Source organism: Pseudomonas campi (assembly GCF_013200955.2).
Taxonomy (GTDB): domain Bacteria; phylum Pseudomonadota; class Gammaproteobacteria; order Pseudomonadales; family Pseudomonadaceae; genus Aquipseudomonas; species Aquipseudomonas campi.
In genome coordinates this window covers 428,960-446,855 of the sequence record NZ_CP053697.2, presented here as the reverse complement: position 1 = coordinate 446,855, position 17,896 = coordinate 428,960, and the positions used below count along the sequence as shown (strand labels likewise).

The window sequence follows — 17,896 nt, the reverse complement described above, 5'->3', positions numbered from 1 at the left end:
ATAGGTGTCGCCATGGTCTTTACCTCGAACATCTTCCTCTGCCTGTTTCTCCCGGTATTCCTGCTGGTCTACTACCTGGTGAAGGACAGCTGGCGCTCGCATGTCATCGTACTCGGCAGCTACATTTTCTACGCTTGGTGGCGCCCGGACTTCCTCCTGCTGTTCGTCGGCATTTCCTACTGGAACTACTGGTTCGGCATGCTGATCAAGCGGCGCGTCGACGGCGAAGACAAGCGCGCCGCATTCCGCCTGCTGTGCCTCGGCGTGGCCGGCAACCTGGCCGCACTGGGCTACTTCAAGTACGCCAACTTCGGCTTCGAGGTGCTCAACGACGTGTTGCAGCCGCTGGGGGTCAACACCTTCACCCTGGAACACATCATCCTGCCGCTGGGCATCTCCTTCTATGTGTTCCAGGCCATCAGCTACATCGTCGACATCTACCGCAAGGATGCCGAGCCGACGACCCGCTTCGTCGACTTCGCCGCCTTCATCGCCCTCTTCCCGCAACTGATCGCCGGGCCGATCCTGCGCTACAGCCTGATCGACAAGCAGCTCAAGCAACGCACCCACTCGCTGGAACTGTTCAGCCTCGGCGCGGCGCGCTTCATGCTCGGCTTCGTCAAGAAGGTGCTCATCGCCGACTCGCTGGCGCCCATGGGCACGGTGATTCTCGGCGAGTCGCAACCGCAGATGGTGGATGCCTGGTTCGGCATGTTCATCTCCCTGCTGCAGCTGTATTTCGACTTCTCCGGCTACAGCGACATGGCCATCGGCCTGGGCATGATGATGGGCTTCCGCTTCGCCGAGAACTTCAACCAGCCACTGCTGTGCCAGAGCATGACCGAGTTCTGGCGACGCTGGCACCTGACCCTGGCGGACTTCCTGCGCGACTACATCTACATGCCGCTGATCCGCTCGCGGACCATGAAGGCCGAGGGCGCACTGTTCTGCACCATGCTGCTGTCGGGCTTCTGGCACGGCGCAAGCTTCGCCTACATCCTCTTCGGCCTGTACTTTGCCGTGCTCATGTTGATCGAGCGGCGCATGGGCTGGGTGACCAAGGTCAACGGACCCTATCGCTTGCACCGCAACCTGATTGCCGTGGTACTGGTGATGGGCGTGATGCCGTTCTTCATCACCGGCGATATCGACCACGCCGTGAATATCCTCACCGGCATGTTTGGCCTGCGCGGCCTCGGCTCGCTGGATGCCTACTTCATCGAGACCTCCAGCATGACCGTGGCCTTCACCGGCCTGGCCATCCTCTGGATCATCCTCGCCGGGCGCATCAACCTGCGCTACTACGCCGGACACAAGCAGGGCTACTGGATGCAGCACGTCGGTGGCCTGGGCACGCTGCTGCTGTGGGCCGGTTTCGGCCTGTCGCTGAGCCGCCTGGCCGCCAACTCCTTCTCGCCCTTTCTCTACTTCCAGTTCTAGGAGGCTGCCATGTTTCCAGTGATGAATTCCGCACACAAGTTCAACGGCATCGCGTTTATCCTGATGCTCGCCGCGCTGCTGCTGTACTCGCTGCCCAAGGTCGTCGGCTTCGCCAAGACCCAGTCGCCGGCCGAGGCTGCCGAGCTGTTCATGAGCGGCCAGTTGCTGCGCCAGTTCGAGGACTACTACGACAAGGGCTTCTTCCTTCGCGATCCGTCCATCGAACTCTGGGCCAGTGCCCAGTACCTGCTGTTCCGCGAAGGCTCCAGCGGTGTGATGCTGGGCCGCGAAGGCTGGCTGTTCACCAACGAGGAATACCGTCTGCCCAACGCCTACCAGCAGGCATTGGACAGCAACGTGGCGAAGATCGCCGCGGTGGAGAAAACCCTCAAGGCCCATAACAAGCGCCTGATCGTGCTGCCGCTGCCGATGAAGCTGGACGTCTATGCCGAGTACGCCTCGCGCACGCCGAACAGCCGCTCGCAGCAGCTGTACGGTGACTTCATTGCCCAGTTGCGCTCCAGCCGCATCGAGGCGACACCGCTGCGCGATGCCTTCCTGGCGCAAAAAGACCAGCAGCCGCTGTTCCTCAAGACCGACACCCACTGGACGCCCTTCGGCGCGCGTCTGGCCGCTCAGGAGCTGGCCCGCCAGCATCCGGAACTGATCGGCAGCGCCACCTACAGCTCGCGCCAGGTGGCCGAAAAATCCCTCGACGGAGACCTGGTCAACTACCTGCAGTTCAACCGCGAGCTGGCGCCGGAGCGCTTCACCCCATCGCCGCTGGCGGTCTTCGAAACCCTCAAGGACAACCAGGAAGTCAGCGACGCCGCGCTGTTCGGCGACAGCGAGCAGCCGATCATGCTGGTCGGCTCCAGCTACACCAAGATCGACGACTGGAACTTCCAGGGCTTCCTCAAGGAATCGCTGCAGACCGATCTGCAGACCACCGCCGTCGAGGCCCGCGGGCCCTATTACGCGATGGAGCAGTTCCTCCAAGGCAAGCAATTGCAGGACCCGAGCATCACCACGGTGATCTGGGAATTCCCCCTGCGCACCCTGCTCAGCGAAGAGCCGACCACCACTGGCTGGCAAGTCGCCGCCAATCAATTCTTCTAAGGAGCCTGACCATGAAACCTTTCCTGTTCGCTGCCGCCCAACCTCTTTTGCTCGCCATGGCCCTGCTCGGCTCGCTGCCCGCCAGCGCGCAAGACGGCAACGCCGCACTCTACGACGCCGTGGCCCCGGCCGGGTCGGCCTATATCCGGGTGCTCAACCTGGCGCCCGGCGGCGCCGAGATGATGGTCAGCGGCAAGAGCGCCGCACAGAAGGTCGGTGCTGGCCAGCTCGGCAACTACCTGTTCATCACCCCCGGCGCGCACAAGGTGACGGTCAACCAGAGCAGCGTGGAGATCAACCTGCAGCCGAAGACCGCCATGACCCTGGTCTACAACGGCAGCGGTCTGGTGCAGATCGCCGACGAGTACGTCGAGGACACCAAGAAAGCGCAGATCGCCTTCTACAACCTCACCGACAAACCCATGGCGCTGAAGACCCTCGACGGCAAGCACGCCGTGGTCGACGGCGTAGCGCAGAACGGCACTGGCACGCGCATGGTCAACGAGGTCAAGATCGGCTTCGCCGCCTATGCCGGCGAACAGAACGTGGCCAAGTTCGGCGAGCTGTTCCTCAAGAAGGGCCGCTCCTACTCCTATGTGGTAGTCCCGGAGGGCAGTGGCTACCGCGCCATCGGCCTGATGAACGGCCTGGACAGCATCAAGTAGAGCGCCCATGAAGACAGCCCAGCGCCTGATCGCCAGCTTACTGCTGCTTGCCACACCGACCCTGCAGGCCGATGAGCAGTGCGGCCTGGAATGCCTGCTGTGCCCCGGCCTGGCGGACTCCTCGCACTATGCCGAAGGCATCATGAAGGCGATGAAGCACATCGCCCCCGGCGAAGGTACCTGGCTGTTTCGTTCCGAGGTCGACCTGAGCAACCAGTTCGGCATCCCGGCCGAGATGCAGCCGCAGTTCCGCCGTCTGATCGATGCCTTCGCCGCCAAGCAGGTGCAGGTGGTGATCGCCGTGCAACCGACCCGCGGCATGATGCACCGCGACAAGGTACGCGCCGACAGCGCCTACGGCTTCGACTACGCCCTGGCCCGGCGCAACCTGGAAACCTTCCTCGGCCAGTTGCGCGCCGGTGGTGCCCTGGTGCCGGACATCCTGCCGCTGGTGGATAAGCCGCCACAGCCGGATTACTTCTTCCGCCGTGACCACCACTGGACACCAACCGGCGCCCAGGTCACCGCCCGCATCGTCGCCGACGCGGTGCTGCAGCAGCCGTTCTACGCCGGGCTGAGCAAGAAGAGCTACCGCACCGAGCCCAGCGTCATGGTGCCCAAGGACGGCACCATGAGCCGCGGGCTGAAGCGCATCTGCGGCAACAACTACGGTTTCCAGTATGTGCGCGGCTTCCAGACAGTGCCGGCAGGCGACGACATGAGCGCGCTGTTCGAGGAGGCGGCGACTCCAGAGGTGATCCTGGTCGGCACCAGCAACTCGGCCAACCGCGACGACGAGACCAAGAACTACAACTTCGACGGCTACCTCAAGGAATACCTCAGCGTCGACATCCTCAACCTGGCGCTGCCCGGCGCCGGCCAGGAAGGCGCGCTGCTCAACTACCTGCAGTCGGCCGACTATTCGCCGGACGCACCGCCGAAGATGATCATCTGGGAGCTGCCGGCCAGCTTCCGTCTGGAAGACCCGTTGATGTATCGCCAGCTGCTGCCGGCGATCCAGGGCGGCTGCGGCAAAGGCCAGGTACTGGCTAGCCAGCAGAGCACGCTGCCACCGCTGCAGGTCGATCAGCGCCTGGAGATCCTCAGCAACAGCGGCGCCCAGCGGCAGAACTTCGCCGACCTGCCGGGCTTTCTCGATATCAAGCTGAGCGACAAGAACCTCAAGGACTTCTACATCATCACCTATTACGACAATGGCCAGCGCGACAAGGTCTGGTACCGCCGCGAGGCCATCGTCGAGGGCGGCCAGTTCTACCTGGAGCTGAGCAAAGCCAAGGAATTTCGCGGCGCCAACCTGCTCTCGGTGTTCCTCGAACCCACCGCGGCGCTGACCGAGCCGGGCAGCGTGGAGATCAAGCTATGCCGCTGAAGCTGAGCGCGCTGAGCACGCTGCTGGTCCTCGCCGCCAGCGGCGTCCAGGCACAGTCGATCTGGCCGCCGCAGCCCAGCGCGCTGAGCGCCGAGGTCGGCGACTACCGTGCGGCGAGTTGCCCCAAGCCCGTGCTCAAGCCCTATACCGGGCCGCTGCTGATCGACAGCAAGTACGACCAGAGCGACGCCAGCAAATCGACCCTGAGTGGCAAGCAGTCGAAACAGTCGAAGGAACTGCACGCCCACCTCACCGCATTCAACCAGCGCCTGGCGCAGTTCGCCGACTACTACCTGGCCGCCAGCAAGCCACAACAGGCGACTGTCGCCCTGGCCTGCCTCGACCAGTGGCTACAGGCCTGGGCCGTGGCCGGCGCCCTGGAAAGCCGCGAGACCAACAAGACCGGGATCGCCGCACGCAAGTGGTCGCTGGCAGCCATCGCCTCCACCCTGCTCAAGACCCAGGCCCTGAGTGGCGGCCAGCCGCAGCTATCGCCGCAGCAAGAGCAGTGGCTGGCGCGCCTGGCCGAGCTGGTGATCGAGGATTACAGCCCGCGCCAGCAACCCGGCTTCGCCTATTTCAACAACCACGATTACTGGGCCGCCTGGGCCGTTGCCGCCACCGGCATGCTGCTGGAGCGGCCCGCCTATATCGCCTGGGGCGAGCGCAACTTCCGCCTGGCGCTGGCGCAGATCACCCCGTCCACCCAGGGCGACTATGCCTACCTGCCCAATGAACTGGCCCGTGGCCGCCTGGCCGCCAACTACACCCACTACGCCCTGGTGCCGCTGATGCTGCTGGCCGAGTCCAGCCAGCGCAACGGCCCCGGTCTGAGCGCGGCGGATGCCGCCAAACTGCAGCAACTGGCCAACTTCGCCGTGCGCAGCGTGCTCGACGCCGACGCCCTGAGCGAGCTGCAGGGCAAAGAACAGGAAGCGGTGCCAGCGCACAAGATGACCTGGCTACTGCCCTTCCTCAGTCGCTATCCGCAACACACCCTGGCGCGCCAGCTGTACCAGGACGAAGACGGCGCCGTGGATGCCTACGGCCAGCTCGGCGGGCGCCTCAAACCGCTCTACCCCAACCTTCCCTGACCTGCGAGGTGCCACCGTGGCCCGGCTCACTGCATCCCTCGGCACACTGCTCGTCGCCCTGCTGCTGGCTCCACCGCTGCTGGCGCAGACCCTCTATCGCCACCAGATCGAGGCACTGCCCAGCCAACCGCAGCAACAGGCCCTGGCCGAGTTGCTGGCCAGCAACAGCCCGAGCGTGACGGCCACGCAACTGGCGTTGAGCCTGCCAGCGGGCCGCGCGCGGGTCAGCCAACCACCGCTGTTCTCCGCCCAGAGCGGCAGCTGGCCATTCGAGCCGTTGGTCGGTAGCGGCCTGTTCAAGGTCATCGCCGCCTATCAGAGCCAGCACCCACGGGCCCTGCAGATCGACGCCGGGAGCATCGACCTGGCCCAGCTGGAGCGCGCGGTGGCGAACCCGCAGATCCTGCGCCGGCACAAGGACGGTTACCTGCTCAGCTACCCGCTGTTGATCGGACCCAAGGCCGCCCTGCTGATCAACGACACCCAGCTGTACCTGAACAGCCGCAGTGGCGCCGCGCTGATCAACCAGGGCCAGCTGCAGCTGCAGCGCAGCCAACTGCAGAGCTGGAGCGGCAGCATGGACAGCGACGACCCGGCACTGTTTCGTCCCTTCATCCTGGCCTGGGCCGGCAGCAGCACCTGGATCGAGGACTCCAGCCTTACCCGCCTGGGCTACAACGCCCACCTCACCCGCGGCTTGAGCACTCGCCGCAGCGCCAGCCAGGGGGCGGGCGTGGCACCTGCCCGGCTGCTGATCCGCCACAGCCGCTTGCGCGAGATGGCCAGCGGCGCCGAGCTGCACGATGCCCTGGCGCTGATCGACGACTCGCGTTTCGACGACCTGCAGCAGTACGCCATCGACCTGCACGACAGCCGCCTGAGCCTGCGCCTGAATCGCATCAAACACGTGCGCAACCAGAGTGCGATCCGCATTGCCGGGGCCAGCAGCGGCGATGTTACGCAGAACCTGATCCTCGCCAGCGGCAAGGCCGCCATCGAGGTCAGCGCGCAGTCGGGCGAGCTGAGCCTGCGCGACAACCTGATCGGCAACAGCGGCAGCCACGGCATCCAGCTGCAAGGCCACAGCGGCGGGCGCCTGCTACTGGCCGGTAACTTGATCGCCAACAGCACCGGCAGCGGTATCGACGGCGAGAACCTCGACGCCGCGCTGATCGTCGCCAACCGCATCAGCGCCTCGCCGGACTACGCCATCAGCCTGCGCGGCAGCCAGGCGCAGCAGGGCGAGATCGGCCTGTTCGACAACCAGTTGGCCAGCAGTGGCAAGTCGATGATCCGCAGCGAAGGCGTGCGCCAGCTGCAATTGGGCGGCAACCGTTTCCAGGGCGTAGCGGTCAACCAGGCGCTGCTGGCAGGCGACCTGCAGGCGGTGCAGAGCCTGCTGCTGGAAACCACGCTCAAGCAGGGCTGCTTCGCCCGCCTGCTGCTCACCAGCACGGACCTGCCGATCATCCCGCAACCGCAGGTCAGCCACTGTACGCAGGGCTAACAGCCCGAGGTGCTTACTCTGCTGGCGGCTCTTCGGCGGCGGGCTGTTCATCGAGCAAAGGCGCCAGCAACAGCGCATGGGTGCGCCCGCCTGTGTCGCGACCGAGGGCGGTGATAACGCCGCGCTCGTTGATCCCCAGCGCCGCCTCGACAGTCCAACCATGAGCATCGGGTAATAGCGCGTTGAGGTTGCGCATACCCTCGGCCTGGCTCCAGACAAAGCCCTGGGCCGTGGTGGCCGTATCGCTCTGGCCGACCACGCTGCCACTGTCATTGACGCCCTTGGCGTAGCTGTTGTTGCCGCCCAGGGTGCCCAGGTCCTGCATACCCGTGGCGGGTGTCCACAGGAAGGCATGTTCGACGCCCCCCGCCGTGGCGTAGCCGACCACGCTGCCGTTGTTGCTGATCGCCTTGCCGTAGCTCTTTCCGCCATCCAGGGTGCCGAGATCCTGCATGCCCTGGGCACTGTCCCAGCGAAAGGCGTGGGTAAACGGACCGATATTGCTGAAACCGGCGACCTGTCCACTGTCGTTGATACCGGTGGCGTAGCTGTTGCTGCTGGCCGTGCCGAGGGTGCCGAGATTCTGCATGCCGGTTTCGGCCGTCCAGAGATAGGCGCGGCTCTTGCCCGTACTGATCTGGCTGTAACCGGCCACCTGCCCGGCATTGTTGATTTCGCGGGCATTGCTGGTGGCGCCGCCCAGGGTGCCGAGCAGTTGCATGCCGGTCGCAGCTGACCAGATGAAGGCCTGCTCGCTGCTGCCCTGCAGACCATAGCCGACCACCTGCTGCTGGTCATTGATGCCATAGGCGTAGCTGGTATTGCCGCCCAGGGTGCCGAGGTCGAAGATGCCACCGGCCGCCGTCCAGGCAAAGGCATGGGCGCCGAACCCGGCATAGCTGTAGCCGACCACATCGGCATTCTCGTTGAGGCTGTGCGGCACACTGTAGGAGTTGGGCACCAGGCTGCCGAGATCGATCAGGGCATAGAACTGGGCTGAGGCATGTTGCGCGAGCACCACGAGCGCGATGCCGATGGTGACTGCAGTCGGTTTGAAGACGCTGGACATGACACATGTACCCCAATGCAAAGCATGTGAGGGCAGATGAGCAAGGGCACGGGGCCAGAATTGGGAGAGAGGTATTACCTGCCACTTTCAAGCAAGTGGTCTGGCTTGATTAAGTGCCGCAAAATCTCTGCAGTCAAGGGCGCGCCCGGCCTGCGGGGGACTTTGTCGACATTGCGGCAGCCGGGCCGCCGAACGGTAGCCCGATGGACATTAGAAACGCCGTTACAGCTCCGCCGCAGCCTTTTCCTTGGCCGCTGGCACACGATCAGCCTGTACCAGGCCGGCAGCCTGCACCTTGGCCTTCGGGCGAATCAGGCTGAAATCAATCAGGCTCTTAGGTTTCAGCGGATCGCCAATCAGTAGCGGGCGCGCCTGGAACTGAGCACTGACCAGGCTCTTGCTCGGCTCATACTCGTCAAAGCGCAAGTGGGCCAGATCCGCCAGGGTGTGGATGAAATGCTCGCTGCTGTAGGGCCGTCCCAGCACATCGGCAAAACCGCGTGGGTCACTCTCGCGCCACTGCGGGGAACGCCAGAGGATGAACGGCACGGTGTACATCGGCGCAGTAGGCCGCCCTTCGTTACGCCCGAGGATATCGGCAGCCGGGGCATCAAACACCGCTTCACCATGGTCAGACAGGTAGAGCAGGAAGCTGCGCTGCTGCTGGCTGTCGAGATTCTTGATCAGGCTGGAAACCACATGATCGTTGTACAGCACGGCATTGTCGTAGCTGTTGTAGGTCGGCAACTGATCCTCGGTGACCGTGGCCGGCACGCCTTGCGCATCGCTGAAACGCTCGAAGCTCTCGGGATAGCGGAAGCGGTAGCGCATGTGCGTGCCAAGCAGGTGCACCACGATGAATTTACGTGGTGCCGGGTCGGCGAGCATCTTGTCGAAAGGCGCCAGCACATCGCCGTCGTACTGGCGGGCGTTCTGGTTGCGGTTGTTGTTCAGATAAACCTGCTCGTCCGCCTGCTTGGAGAAGGTGGTGAGCATGGTGTTGCGCTCGGTCAGTGTCTGCTGGTTGGTAATCCAGAAAGTCTTGTAGCCGGCCTGCTTCATCATGTTGAGCACCGATGGCGTACTCAGGTAGGCGTCAGGGTTCTGCTGGTCGGCAAAGGTCAGCACCTGCTGCAGGGCTTCGATGGTATAGGGCCGCGGGGTAACCACATTGTCGAACACATCCAGCTGCTCGCGCAGGGCATCCAGCTCCGGTGTGGTCTGCCGTGGGTAGCCGTACAGACTCATACGTTGGCGATTGGTCGACTCGCCGATCACCAGAACCAGGGTCGCTGGCGGGCTGCCGGCCAGATCCTGGAGATTGCGCAATGGCGGCACCGCCGCGTTACTGGCCAGCCAAGACTGCATCTGCTCCAACTGCTCACGATACTTGCCATAGCCGACCACCAGTTGCCAGGGGACTGCTGGCTGCATGCGGGTTTGCAAGTGCTCGACCGCCTCGCTCCAGCGGTCCTTCTCCACGTACTCCTTGCTCAGTGGATAGCCCAGCACCAGCGTCAGCACCATCAGCGGCGCGGCGACCCGCAAGCGCGACGGTAGATGCACCGGGCGCAGACGGCGCCATAGCAGCAGGGCGCCGAGACCGTAGGCGAGGAAGGCCGGAACCATCCACCAGGCGAAGTAATGCGCCATGTACTCACTGCCTTCGCTCACGTTCGACTCGAACATGATGAAGATCACGCTCTGCGAGAACTCCTGGCCGTAGATCAGGAAGTAGCCAAAGGCAACCAGTGAAGACAGCCACAGCACTGCACCGAGAACGGCAGCGAAAAGCCGCGCGCGTTGCGGAAAAAGCAGCAAGGGCGCCAGCCAGATCGTGCTCATCAGCAAGGCCTGACGGAAACCACTGAAACCGGCGCCATCACCCAGCAGGATGAGCAAATGCGTCACCCCGGAGAAATACCAGAAGAACAGGTACATCCAGCCCAGGCCGGCCCAGTCGATACCCGCCCGCTTCATCGCCACCCGCTCAGTTACCGCCATTGCCGCCCAGCCCTACGCAGTCGATCGCCGGGAATTGCCGGCCTATCTGCTCACTGTGCGCGGTCAGCCGTGAAAAGTTCGTCAAATACCGCTGTGCTCACTGCAGATGAAAGTGTGCGGTGTTCTGCGCCAGGCTGCGGCTGCCTGCGCTCAGGCGGTCGGCCACGCCGTGTACGGCCTGGGCGCCATCGAGTAGGCGCGCGGCGGCCTGGTCGACCTGCTGGATATTGCCGCTGACCTCCTCGGCCGTCGCCGCCTGCTGCTCCACCGCCGTGGCGATCTGGGTGAGCATGTCGCTGACCCGCTGCACGGCACTGGCGATCTCGCCCAGGTGCTCGCCCAGCTCGGTGACCGCTCCGGCATCCACCTCGGCCTGGCCGCAAGCCGCCTGCATCAATTCAACCGACTGCACGGCCACACGCTGCAGGCTTTCCACCGTGGCGCTGATCTCGCGGGTCGACTCCTGGGTGCGTTGCGACAGGCTGCGCACTTCATCGGCGACTACGGCGAAGCCGCGGCCCTGCTCGCCGGCCCGCGCCGCTTCGATAGCCGCGTTGAGGGCGAGCAGATTGGTCTGCTCGGCGATGCCCTTGATCACATCGACCACCCGGTTGATCTGCTGCGCCTGTTCACGCAGCTCGCCGAGTGCCGTGGCGGCATCGCCGAGCTGACGGGTCAGCTGATGCATGCTGGCCGTGGTCTGCACGCTGCGCTGGTTGCTGGCCTCAGCCACATGACGGGTCTGGGTGGCATCCTGGGCGGCCATCTCGCAGTTCTCCGCCACGCTCTGCGCGGTGGCAGCCATCTGCGTGGCGGCCGCGGCGATCTGACTGACCTGCTGTTGTTGCTGTTCCACCGCACGCAGCGCCACCTGGGCCTGGTCGCTAAGCACAACGACCGTATCGCCCAGCTCGGCCGTCTCCTGGTTGACCCCCTGCAACGAACCACGCAACTGCGCCACCGCGTCGTTGAGCGCCACACCGATCAGCGCCAGCTCATCCTGGCCATGCACGGTGACATGGCTGCGCAGGTCGCCATCGCGCAACTGCTGCGCCAGCGCCGTGATGCGCGCGGCACTGGCGCGGATCGAAGCCTGCAGGCAGAGCAAGGCATACAGCGCCAGCACCACCATGGTCGTGAAGGCGCCGAGGGTCAGAATCAGCGCACGCAGGGCCTGCGCCCGATACTGCTGCAGGCGCTGGTCGAGCGCCGCCAGGGTCGCCTCCTGCAGGCGGGCGATATGCGCCTGGGTGGCATCCATGCCCTGCTCGAAACTGGCCACGTCGAGGCTGATGCCGCCATCGCCATACATCTTCTGATCGAGCTGCTGGAGCCAGCCGTCGAGCCCGGCCAGGCTCTGTGCATAGCTTTCCTTCCAGGCCGCCAGCGACTTGGGCAGCTTGCCCTCGAGGTTTTCGCCGAACTTGCCCAGCTGCAGGCGCGACTCGCCGGTGGCGCTGCGGATCTCACGGAGCTGCAAACGGCTCTGCAGGCTGAACTGGCCGGCGGCTACCGCGCCCTGGCCCACGCTGGCCAGCACCCCCAGTTGCTGTTGCAGGCGCGGCGCGCCCTGGGTGGACATCTGCATCAGCAGGTAGGTTTCCAGCCAGGGATCGAGAATCAGCCCGCTCTCGGTGGCGATCTGCTCACGCAGGCTGACCAGCTGCTGCAAGGCCAGGGTGAACCGGTCATAGGCATCCGGCCACCAGCCGACGCTGCTCAGCGCCTGGCCACCGAGGCCCTCGCGTAGGCCCTGCAGAGTCTGCAGGCGCTCCGTGACATGGCTGCTGGCAGCCTCGTCAGCAAGCACCTGCTGCAGCTGCTGCAGCGCCTCATCCAGGCCCGCCTCGCCCTGCTGCAGGCGGGTCAGCGCGGCCTGGGACTCGGCACTGGCTTGGCGATTACGCTCGGTGGCCTTCCAGCGCGCGCTCAGGTTGCGCTGGGCCACCAGCGCCAGTTCGACCCGATCCAGCGCCTGCAACTGACGCACCCCAGAGCGCTCGCCATCGACCACCCAGAGCTTCTCCAGGTAGGTCTGGCCAATCACCCAGGCGGCATAAGCCAGCGGCAGGATGAACATCAGCGCCAGCAACTGGAACTTGCGGGCGAAACGGAAGCGCTCGAGCGTGCGCATCCCCGGCTTCAATAACGCGTTCATCGCCGAACTCCTCAATCAGACGAACCTGCGGAGCGCTGGAGCCAGCAATTGCCGAGCCAGGCGCTGCACACCCCGAGACTATTCGATAGCTATCGCCAGCCTCGCCGACTTCATGAGTGAAACGATAGAAGCAATGCGCCACTAACCTGCATAAATGCGTCATGCGGCGCTTTTCCCGCGCAAAAACGACAACGCCCCCGCAGGCTGGGCCGGCGGGGGCGTTGGGGACAGCTCAGCTAGAAGTTACTTCTTGCTGTGGCGCTTGCGGTCGGTTTCGCTGAGGAACTTCTTGCGCAGACGGATCGACTTCGGCGTGACTTCCACCAGTTCGTCGTCATCGATGAATTCCAGGGCCTGCTCAAGGGTGAACTTGATCGGCGGCACCAGGGCGATGGTTTCGTCTTTGCCGGAAGCACGCATGTTGTCGAGCTTCTTGCCTTTGGTGGGGTTGATCACCAGGTCGTTGTCGCGGCTGTTGATGCCGGCCAGCTGGCCTTCATAAACTTCCTGGCCCGGCTCGAGGAACAGCTTGCCGCGGTCCTGCAGGGTTTCCAGGGAGTAGGTCAGCGCCTTGCCGGTGGCCATGGAAACCAGCACGCCGTTCTGGCGGTGGCCAACTTCACCGGACTTGATCGGGCCGTAGTGGCTGAAGGTCGAAGTCAGGATGCCGCTGCCCGAGGTCATGGTCAGGAAGGAGTTACGGAAACCGATCAGGCCACGGGCCGGAATGGTGTACTCCAGACGGATACGACCCTTGCCATCCGGGACCATGTTGGTCAGATCGCCCTTGCGCAGGCCCATCTGTTCCATCAGGGCACCCTGGTGGGTTTCCTCGATGTCGACGATGACGTTCTCGTAGGGTTCCTGCTTAACGCCGTCGACTTCCTTGATCACCACTTCCGGACGGCCGACAGCCATCTCGAAGCCTTCGCGACGCATGGTTTCGATCAGTACCGAGAGGTGCAGTTCGCCACGGCCGGATACCTTGAACTTGTCGGCGCTGTCGCCTTCCTGAACACGCAGGGCGACGTTGTGCAGCAGTTCTTTTTCCAGACGTTCCTTGATGTTGCGGCTGGTGACGAACTTGCCTTCTTTACCGCAGAACGGCGAGTCGTTGACCTGGAAGGTCATGGACACGGTCGGCTCGTCGACGGACAGCGGCGGCAGGGCTTCGACGTTGTTCATGTCGCACAGGGTGTCGGAGATGTACAGCTCGTCCATGCCGCTGACGCAGACGATGTCGCCAGCCTGGGCTTCGCCGACTTCGACGCGGTGCAGGCCGGAGTGACCCATGATCTTCAGGATACGGCCCTGACGCTTCTTGCCGTCGGCACCGATGGCCACCACCGGGGTGTTGGTCTTGACGCTGCCGCGAGCGATGCGGCCGATACCGATAACACCGAGGAAGCTGTTGTAGTCCAGCTGCGAGATCTGCATCTGGAACGGGCCGTCGACGTCGACTTTCGGCGACGGTACGTGATCAACCACGGCCTGGAACAGGGCGTCCATGTGGTCGTCCATCTTCTCGTGGTCCAGACCGGCGATACCGTTCAGGGCGCTGGCGTAGACGATCGGGAAGTCCAGCTGCTCTTCGGTGGCGCCGAGGTTGTCGAACAGGTCGAAAATCTGGTCAACCACCCAATCCGGACGCGCGCCCGGACGGTCAATCTTGTTGATCACCACGATCGGACGCAGGCCGGCCTTGAAGGCCTTCTGGGTCACGAAACGGGTTTGCGGCATCGGGCCGTCCTGGGCGTCGACCACCAGCAGTACGGAGTCAACCATCGACATCACGCGCTCTACTTCACCGCCGAAGTCGGCGTGGCCGGGGGTGTCAACGATGTTGATGTCGTAGCCGTTCCATTTCAGGGCGGTGTTCTTCGCCAGAATGGTGATGCCACGCTCTTTTTCCTGGTCGTTGGAGTCCATCACGCGCTCGGATTCCAGCTCTTTGCGGTCGAGGGTGCCGGACAGGCGCAGCAGTTTGTCTACCAGGGTGGTTTTGCCATGGTCGACGTGGGCGATGATGGCGATATTGCGGAGATTTTCGATCACGGATGTCGTCTCGATTGATGATTCTGAAGTCGTTGGCGGCGCAGTTTACGCAGCCTGGATGAATAGCGGGTGAATGCGCGGCCGGTCGGGAGGGCGATGACGGATGCTGCCGCCCAGCAGGCCCGCGCGCTTAATGCGGGCGATAGACGCGAACATTGGCATGCCCCTCGCTCAGTAGATGGTGGGCATGCAGGCGACTCATCACGCCCTTGTCGCAATACAGCAGGTACTGGCGTGTTTCATCCAGACCCTTGAAGCGATTGTTCAACGCGTAGAACGGCAGGGTTTGCACCTCGATGCCGGGAAGCGTAAGCGGCTCGTCTTCGGCGGCATCCGGATGGCGGATATCGAGGACGATCTGCCCGGCCAGCACCTCGGCCACTTCCTCGATCTGCAGGTCCTGACCCAGCTCGTCGATCACCCGATCGACGGTGATCCGCGTAGCGCGCTCCAGGGCGCGTTCGAGGATGGCCATGTCGAAGTGGGTTTCTTCATGTTCGATGCGCCCCGGCTTGGCCCGGGTGGTCGGGTTGACCGATATCACCCCGCAGTACTCGGGCATGTTCTTGGCGAACTCGGCGGTGCCGATGGCCGTGGCGGTGTCGATGATGTCCTGCTTGTGCGCGGCGATCAGCGGCCGCAGCACCAGCATGTCGGTGGCCGAGTCGATCACCGAGAGGTTAGGCAGGGTCTGGCTGGACACCTGGCTGATCGCCTCGCCGGTGACCAGCGCATCGATGTTCAGCTCCGCCGCGATACGGCTGGCCGCGCGCAGCATCATGCGCTTGAGGATCACGCCCATCTGGCTGTTGTCGACCTTGCCGAGTATCTCGCCGACCACCTCCTCGAACGGCACACTGATAAACAGTACGCGGTGCGAGCTGCCGTACTTCTGCCACAGATAGTGGGCCACTTCCATCACACCCAGCTCGTGGGCGCGGCCGCCGAGGTTGAAGAAGCAGAAGTGGCTGAGCAGGCCGCGGCGCATCATCTGGTAGGCGGCGACGGTGGAATCGAAGCCGCCGGACATCAGCACCAGGGTCTGCTCGATGGAGCCCAGCGGATAGCCGCCCAGGCCTTCGTGCTGGGCATGGATGATCAGCAGGCGCTCGTAGCGCACCTCGAAGCGCACTTCGGCCTCGGGCTGCTTGAGGTCGATGCCAGCGGCACCGCACTCGATACGCAGGCGACTGCCAACGTGGCTGGCCAGCTCCATCGAGCTGAAGTCGTGGGTGTTGCCGGCACGCTTGCAACGCACAGCGAAGATCTTGCCGGGCAGCTGGGCACCAAAATGCGCGCGGCATTTCTCGAAAGTGTCATCGAAATCGACGTAGGGGTATTCGTGCACTTCGAGAAAGTGGGCGATGCCGGGGGTGTTGCGCAGACGCTCGAACATCTGCGCCTGAAGCTTCGGCTCGCGCACCTGGCTGATCAGGTCGAGGTTGTCCCACTCGCCCTGCACCTCCAGCTGGGGGTCCAGGTCACGCAGCACCGTGCGGATGTTCTTCGCCAGCTGGCGGATGAACTGCTTGCGCACCGGCCGGCTCTTGATAGTGATTTCCGCGAAGGGTTTGACGATGAGTTTCATGGGACAGCGCGTACGCCAGGCAACCAAAAAAGAGGGGCGCGGATTATAGCGGAAATTGCTCAAGGTTTAACCAAAAACAATAAGGTAGTTTGCCAAAGACCTAAAATGGTGCGCACTAATTATTTAAAGACCCAAAATGGTGCGCGCAGCTGTATAAATAATCGCCACAACCCGCGAAAACCCTGAGTTATGGGCCGCACACCCATTCCGGGGCACTGGCACGCAATTTGCTCCCTTGTGAGGCAGGTTGCCATGACGGACTATCCCGCCGGGCTTCACCGAACTTTTGAGGGCTCACCTTTCGAGCCTTATCCACCTGGAGGACAGCATGTCGAAGTCGATTCAACTGATCAAAGAACACGACGTGAAGTGGGTAGACCTGCGCTTCACTGACACCAAGGGTAAGCAACACCACGTGACCATGCCGGCCCGTGACGCCCTGGACGACGAATTTTTCGAAGTCGGCAAAATGTTCGATGGCTCGTCCATCCATGGCTGGAAAGGCATCGAAGCCTCCGACATGATCCTGCTGCCGGTCGACGACACCGCGGTACTGGACCCGTTCACCGAAGAACCGACCCTGATCCTGGTCTGCGACATCATCGAGCCGAGCACCATGCAAGGCTACGACCGCGACCCGCGCTCCATCGCCAAGCGCGCCGAGGAATACCTGAAGACCACCGGTATCGGTGACACCGTATTCGTAGGCCCGGAGCCTGAGTTCTTCATCTTCGACGAAGTGAAGTTCAAGTCCGACATCTCTGGCTCCATGTTCAAGATCTACTCCGAACAAGGCTCCTGGAACACCGACGCCGACATCGAAGGCGGCAACAAGGGCCACCGCCCGGCCGTCAAAGGTGGTTACTTCCCGGTTCCGCCGTGCGACCACGACCACGAAATCCGTACTGCCATGTGTAATGCCATGGAAGAAATGGGCCTGGTCATCGAAGTTCACCACCACGAAGTGGCGACTGCCGGTCAGAACGAAATCGGCGTGAAGTTCAACACCCTGGTTGCCAAGGCTGACGAAGTTCAGACCCTGAAGTACTGCGTGCACAACGTGGCTGACGCCTATGGCAAAACCGCTACCTTCATGCCGAAGCCGCTGTACGGCGACAACGGTTCGGGTATGCACGTGCACCTGTCGATCGGTAAAGAAGGCAAGAACACCTTCGCTGGCGAAGGCTATGCCGGCCTGTCCGACACTGCCCTGTACTTCATCGGCGGCATCATCAAGCACGGTAAGGCCCTGAACGGCTTCACCAACCCGTCGACCAACTCCTACAAGCGTCTGGTCCCGGGCTTCGAAGCTCCGGTCATGCTGGCCTACTCGGCGCGCAACCGTTCCGCCTCGATCCGTATCCCGTACGTTTCCAGCCCGAAAGCCCGCCGCATCGAAGCGCGCTTCCCGGATCCGGCTGCCAACCCGTACCTGGCCTTCGCAGCACTGCTGATGGCCGGTCTGGACGGTATCCAGAACAAGATCCACCCCGGCGACGCTGCCGACAAGAACCTGTACGACCTGCCGCCGGAAGAAGCTGCCAACATCCCGCAAGTTTGCGGCAGCCTGAAAGAAGCGCTGGAAGAACTGGATAAAGGTCGCGCGTTCCTGACCAAGGGCGGCGTTTTCTCCGACGACTTCATCGATGCCTACATCGAGCTGAAATCCGAAGAAGAAATCAAAGTACGCACCTTCGTACACCCGCTGGAATACGACCTGTACTACAGCGTCTAAGCTAGCCGCGTGATGAAAAGGCCTCCTTCGGGAGGCCTTTTTTTTGCGCCGCAACACGCTGGCAAAGCCGCG

12 protein-coding genes are annotated in these 17,896 nt (G+C 63.3%); 7 read left to right on the top strand and 5 right to left on the bottom strand.

The window, feature by feature from the left end; translation table 11 throughout:
* Nucleotides 1-12: 12 nt before the first annotated feature.
* The 6 genes from HNE05_RS01925 to HNE05_RS01900 are packed head-to-tail and all read left to right on the top strand — an operon-like array spanning nt 13 to nt 7,215.
* The gene (locus HNE05_RS01925; protein ID WP_173211496.1) at nt 13-1,440 is read left to right on the top strand and encodes an MBOAT family O-acyltransferase; all 1,428 of its coding nucleotides are present in this window, start codon (nt 13-15) and stop codon (nt 1,438-1,440) included.
* A 9-nt stretch (nt 1,441-1,449) separates the two neighbouring features.
* On the top strand, nt 1,450-2,559 hold the full coding sequence (locus tag HNE05_RS01920; RefSeq protein ID WP_173211495.1) for an alginate O-acetyltransferase: 1,110 nt from the start codon (nt 1,450-1,452) through the stop codon (nt 2,557-2,559).
* A gap of 11 nt (nt 2,560-2,570) precedes the next feature.
* Entirely contained in the window at nt 2,571-3,224 is a 654-nt protein-coding gene (locus HNE05_RS01915; RefSeq protein WP_173211494.1) for an alginate O-acetyltransferase AlgF, read from the top strand.
* Nucleotides 3,225-3,231: 7 nt separating this feature from the next.
* A complete protein-coding gene (locus HNE05_RS01910) occupies nt 3,232-4,614 on the top strand; it encodes an alginate O-acetyltransferase AlgX-related protein (protein ID WP_173211493.1) in 1,383 nt (460 codons plus the stop codon).
* Entirely contained in the window at nt 4,605-5,708 is a 1,104-nt protein-coding gene (locus tag HNE05_RS01905) for a polysaccharide lyase (RefSeq protein WP_173211492.1), read from the top strand. Before HNE05_RS01910 ends, HNE05_RS01905 begins: the two co-directional genes overlap by 10 nt.
* 16 nt (nt 5,709-5,724) lie before the next feature.
* Nucleotides 5,725-7,215 (top strand): right-handed parallel beta-helix repeat-containing protein, encoded by a 1,491-nt coding sequence (locus HNE05_RS01900; RefSeq protein WP_173211491.1) that lies wholly within the window; start codon nt 5,725-5,727, stop codon nt 7,213-7,215.
* A 13-nt stretch (nt 7,216-7,228) separates the two neighbouring features.
* Here HNE05_RS01900 and HNE05_RS01895 read toward each other — a convergent pair whose 3' ends face one another.
* The 5 genes from HNE05_RS01895 to thiI form a co-directional block, all read right to left on the bottom strand.
* Entirely contained in the window at nt 7,229-8,284 is a 1,056-nt protein-coding gene (locus HNE05_RS01895) for an HAF repeat-containing protein (RefSeq protein WP_173211490.1), read from the bottom strand.
* Between the two features lie 222 nt (nt 8,285-8,506).
* On the bottom strand, nt 8,507-10,288 hold the full coding sequence (gene cptA / locus HNE05_RS01890) for a phosphoethanolamine transferase CptA (protein ID WP_173211489.1): 1,782 nt from the start codon (nt 10,286-10,288) through the stop codon (nt 8,507-8,509).
* 97 nt (nt 10,289-10,385) lie between these two features.
* Nucleotides 10,386-12,446 (bottom strand): methyl-accepting chemotaxis protein, encoded by a 2,061-nt coding sequence (locus tag HNE05_RS01885; protein WP_173211488.1) that lies wholly within the window; start codon nt 12,444-12,446, stop codon nt 10,386-10,388.
* Nucleotides 12,447-12,689: 243 nt separating this feature from the next.
* On the bottom strand, nt 12,690-14,501 hold the full coding sequence (gene typA, locus HNE05_RS01880; protein ID WP_173211487.1) for a translational GTPase TypA: 1,812 nt from the start codon (nt 14,499-14,501) through the stop codon (nt 12,690-12,692).
* Nucleotides 14,502-14,631: 130 nt separating this feature from the next.
* Complete coding sequence (gene thiI / locus HNE05_RS01875; protein ID WP_173211486.1) at nt 14,632-16,089, bottom strand: tRNA uracil 4-sulfurtransferase ThiI; 1,458 nt, start codon at nt 16,087-16,089, stop codon at nt 14,632-14,634.
* Nucleotides 16,090-16,417: 328 nt separating this feature from the next.
* On the opposite strand from thiI, the gene glnA reads away from it, so the two are divergent.
* Nucleotides 16,418-17,824, top strand: a complete 1,407-nt coding sequence (gene glnA, locus HNE05_RS01870; protein WP_173211485.1) for a glutamate--ammonia ligase — start codon at nt 16,418-16,420, stop codon at nt 17,822-17,824.
* Nucleotides 17,825-17,896 lie beyond the last annotated feature (72 nt).

Bases quoted from the DNA above. Each gene is read 5' to 3' on its own strand.
- HNE05_RS01915 (WP_173211494.1), top strand. From the start codon at position 2,571: ATGAAACCTTTCCTGTTCGCTGCCGCCCAACCTCTTTTGCTCGCCATG.
- HNE05_RS01910 (WP_173211493.1), top strand. From the start codon at position 3,232: ATGAAGACAGCCCAGCGCCTGATCGCCAGCTTACTGCTGCTTGCCACA.
- HNE05_RS01895 (WP_173211490.1), bottom strand. From the start codon at position 8,284: ATGTCCAGCGTCTTCAAACCGACTGCAGTCACCATCGGCATCGCGCTC.
- HNE05_RS01905 (WP_173211492.1), top strand. From the start codon at position 4,605: ATGCCGCTGAAGCTGAGCGCGCTGAGCACGCTGCTGGTCCTCGCCGCC.
- HNE05_RS01925 (WP_173211496.1), top strand. From the start codon at position 13: ATGGTCTTTACCTCGAACATCTTCCTCTGCCTGTTTCTCCCGGTATTC.
- HNE05_RS01885 (WP_173211488.1), bottom strand. From the start codon at position 12,446: ATGAACGCGTTATTGAAGCCGGGGATGCGCACGCTCGAGCGCTTCCGT.
- thiI (WP_173211486.1), bottom strand. From the start codon at position 16,089: ATGAAACTCATCGTCAAACCCTTCGCGGAAATCACTATCAAGAGCCGG.
- glnA (WP_173211485.1), top strand. From the start codon at position 16,418: ATGTCGAAGTCGATTCAACTGATCAAAGAACACGACGTGAAGTGGGTA.
- HNE05_RS01920 (WP_173211495.1), top strand. From the start codon at position 1,450: ATGTTTCCAGTGATGAATTCCGCACACAAGTTCAACGGCATCGCGTTT.
- cptA (WP_173211489.1), bottom strand. From the start codon at position 10,288: ATGGCGGTAACTGAGCGGGTGGCGATGAAGCGGGCGGGTATCGACTGG.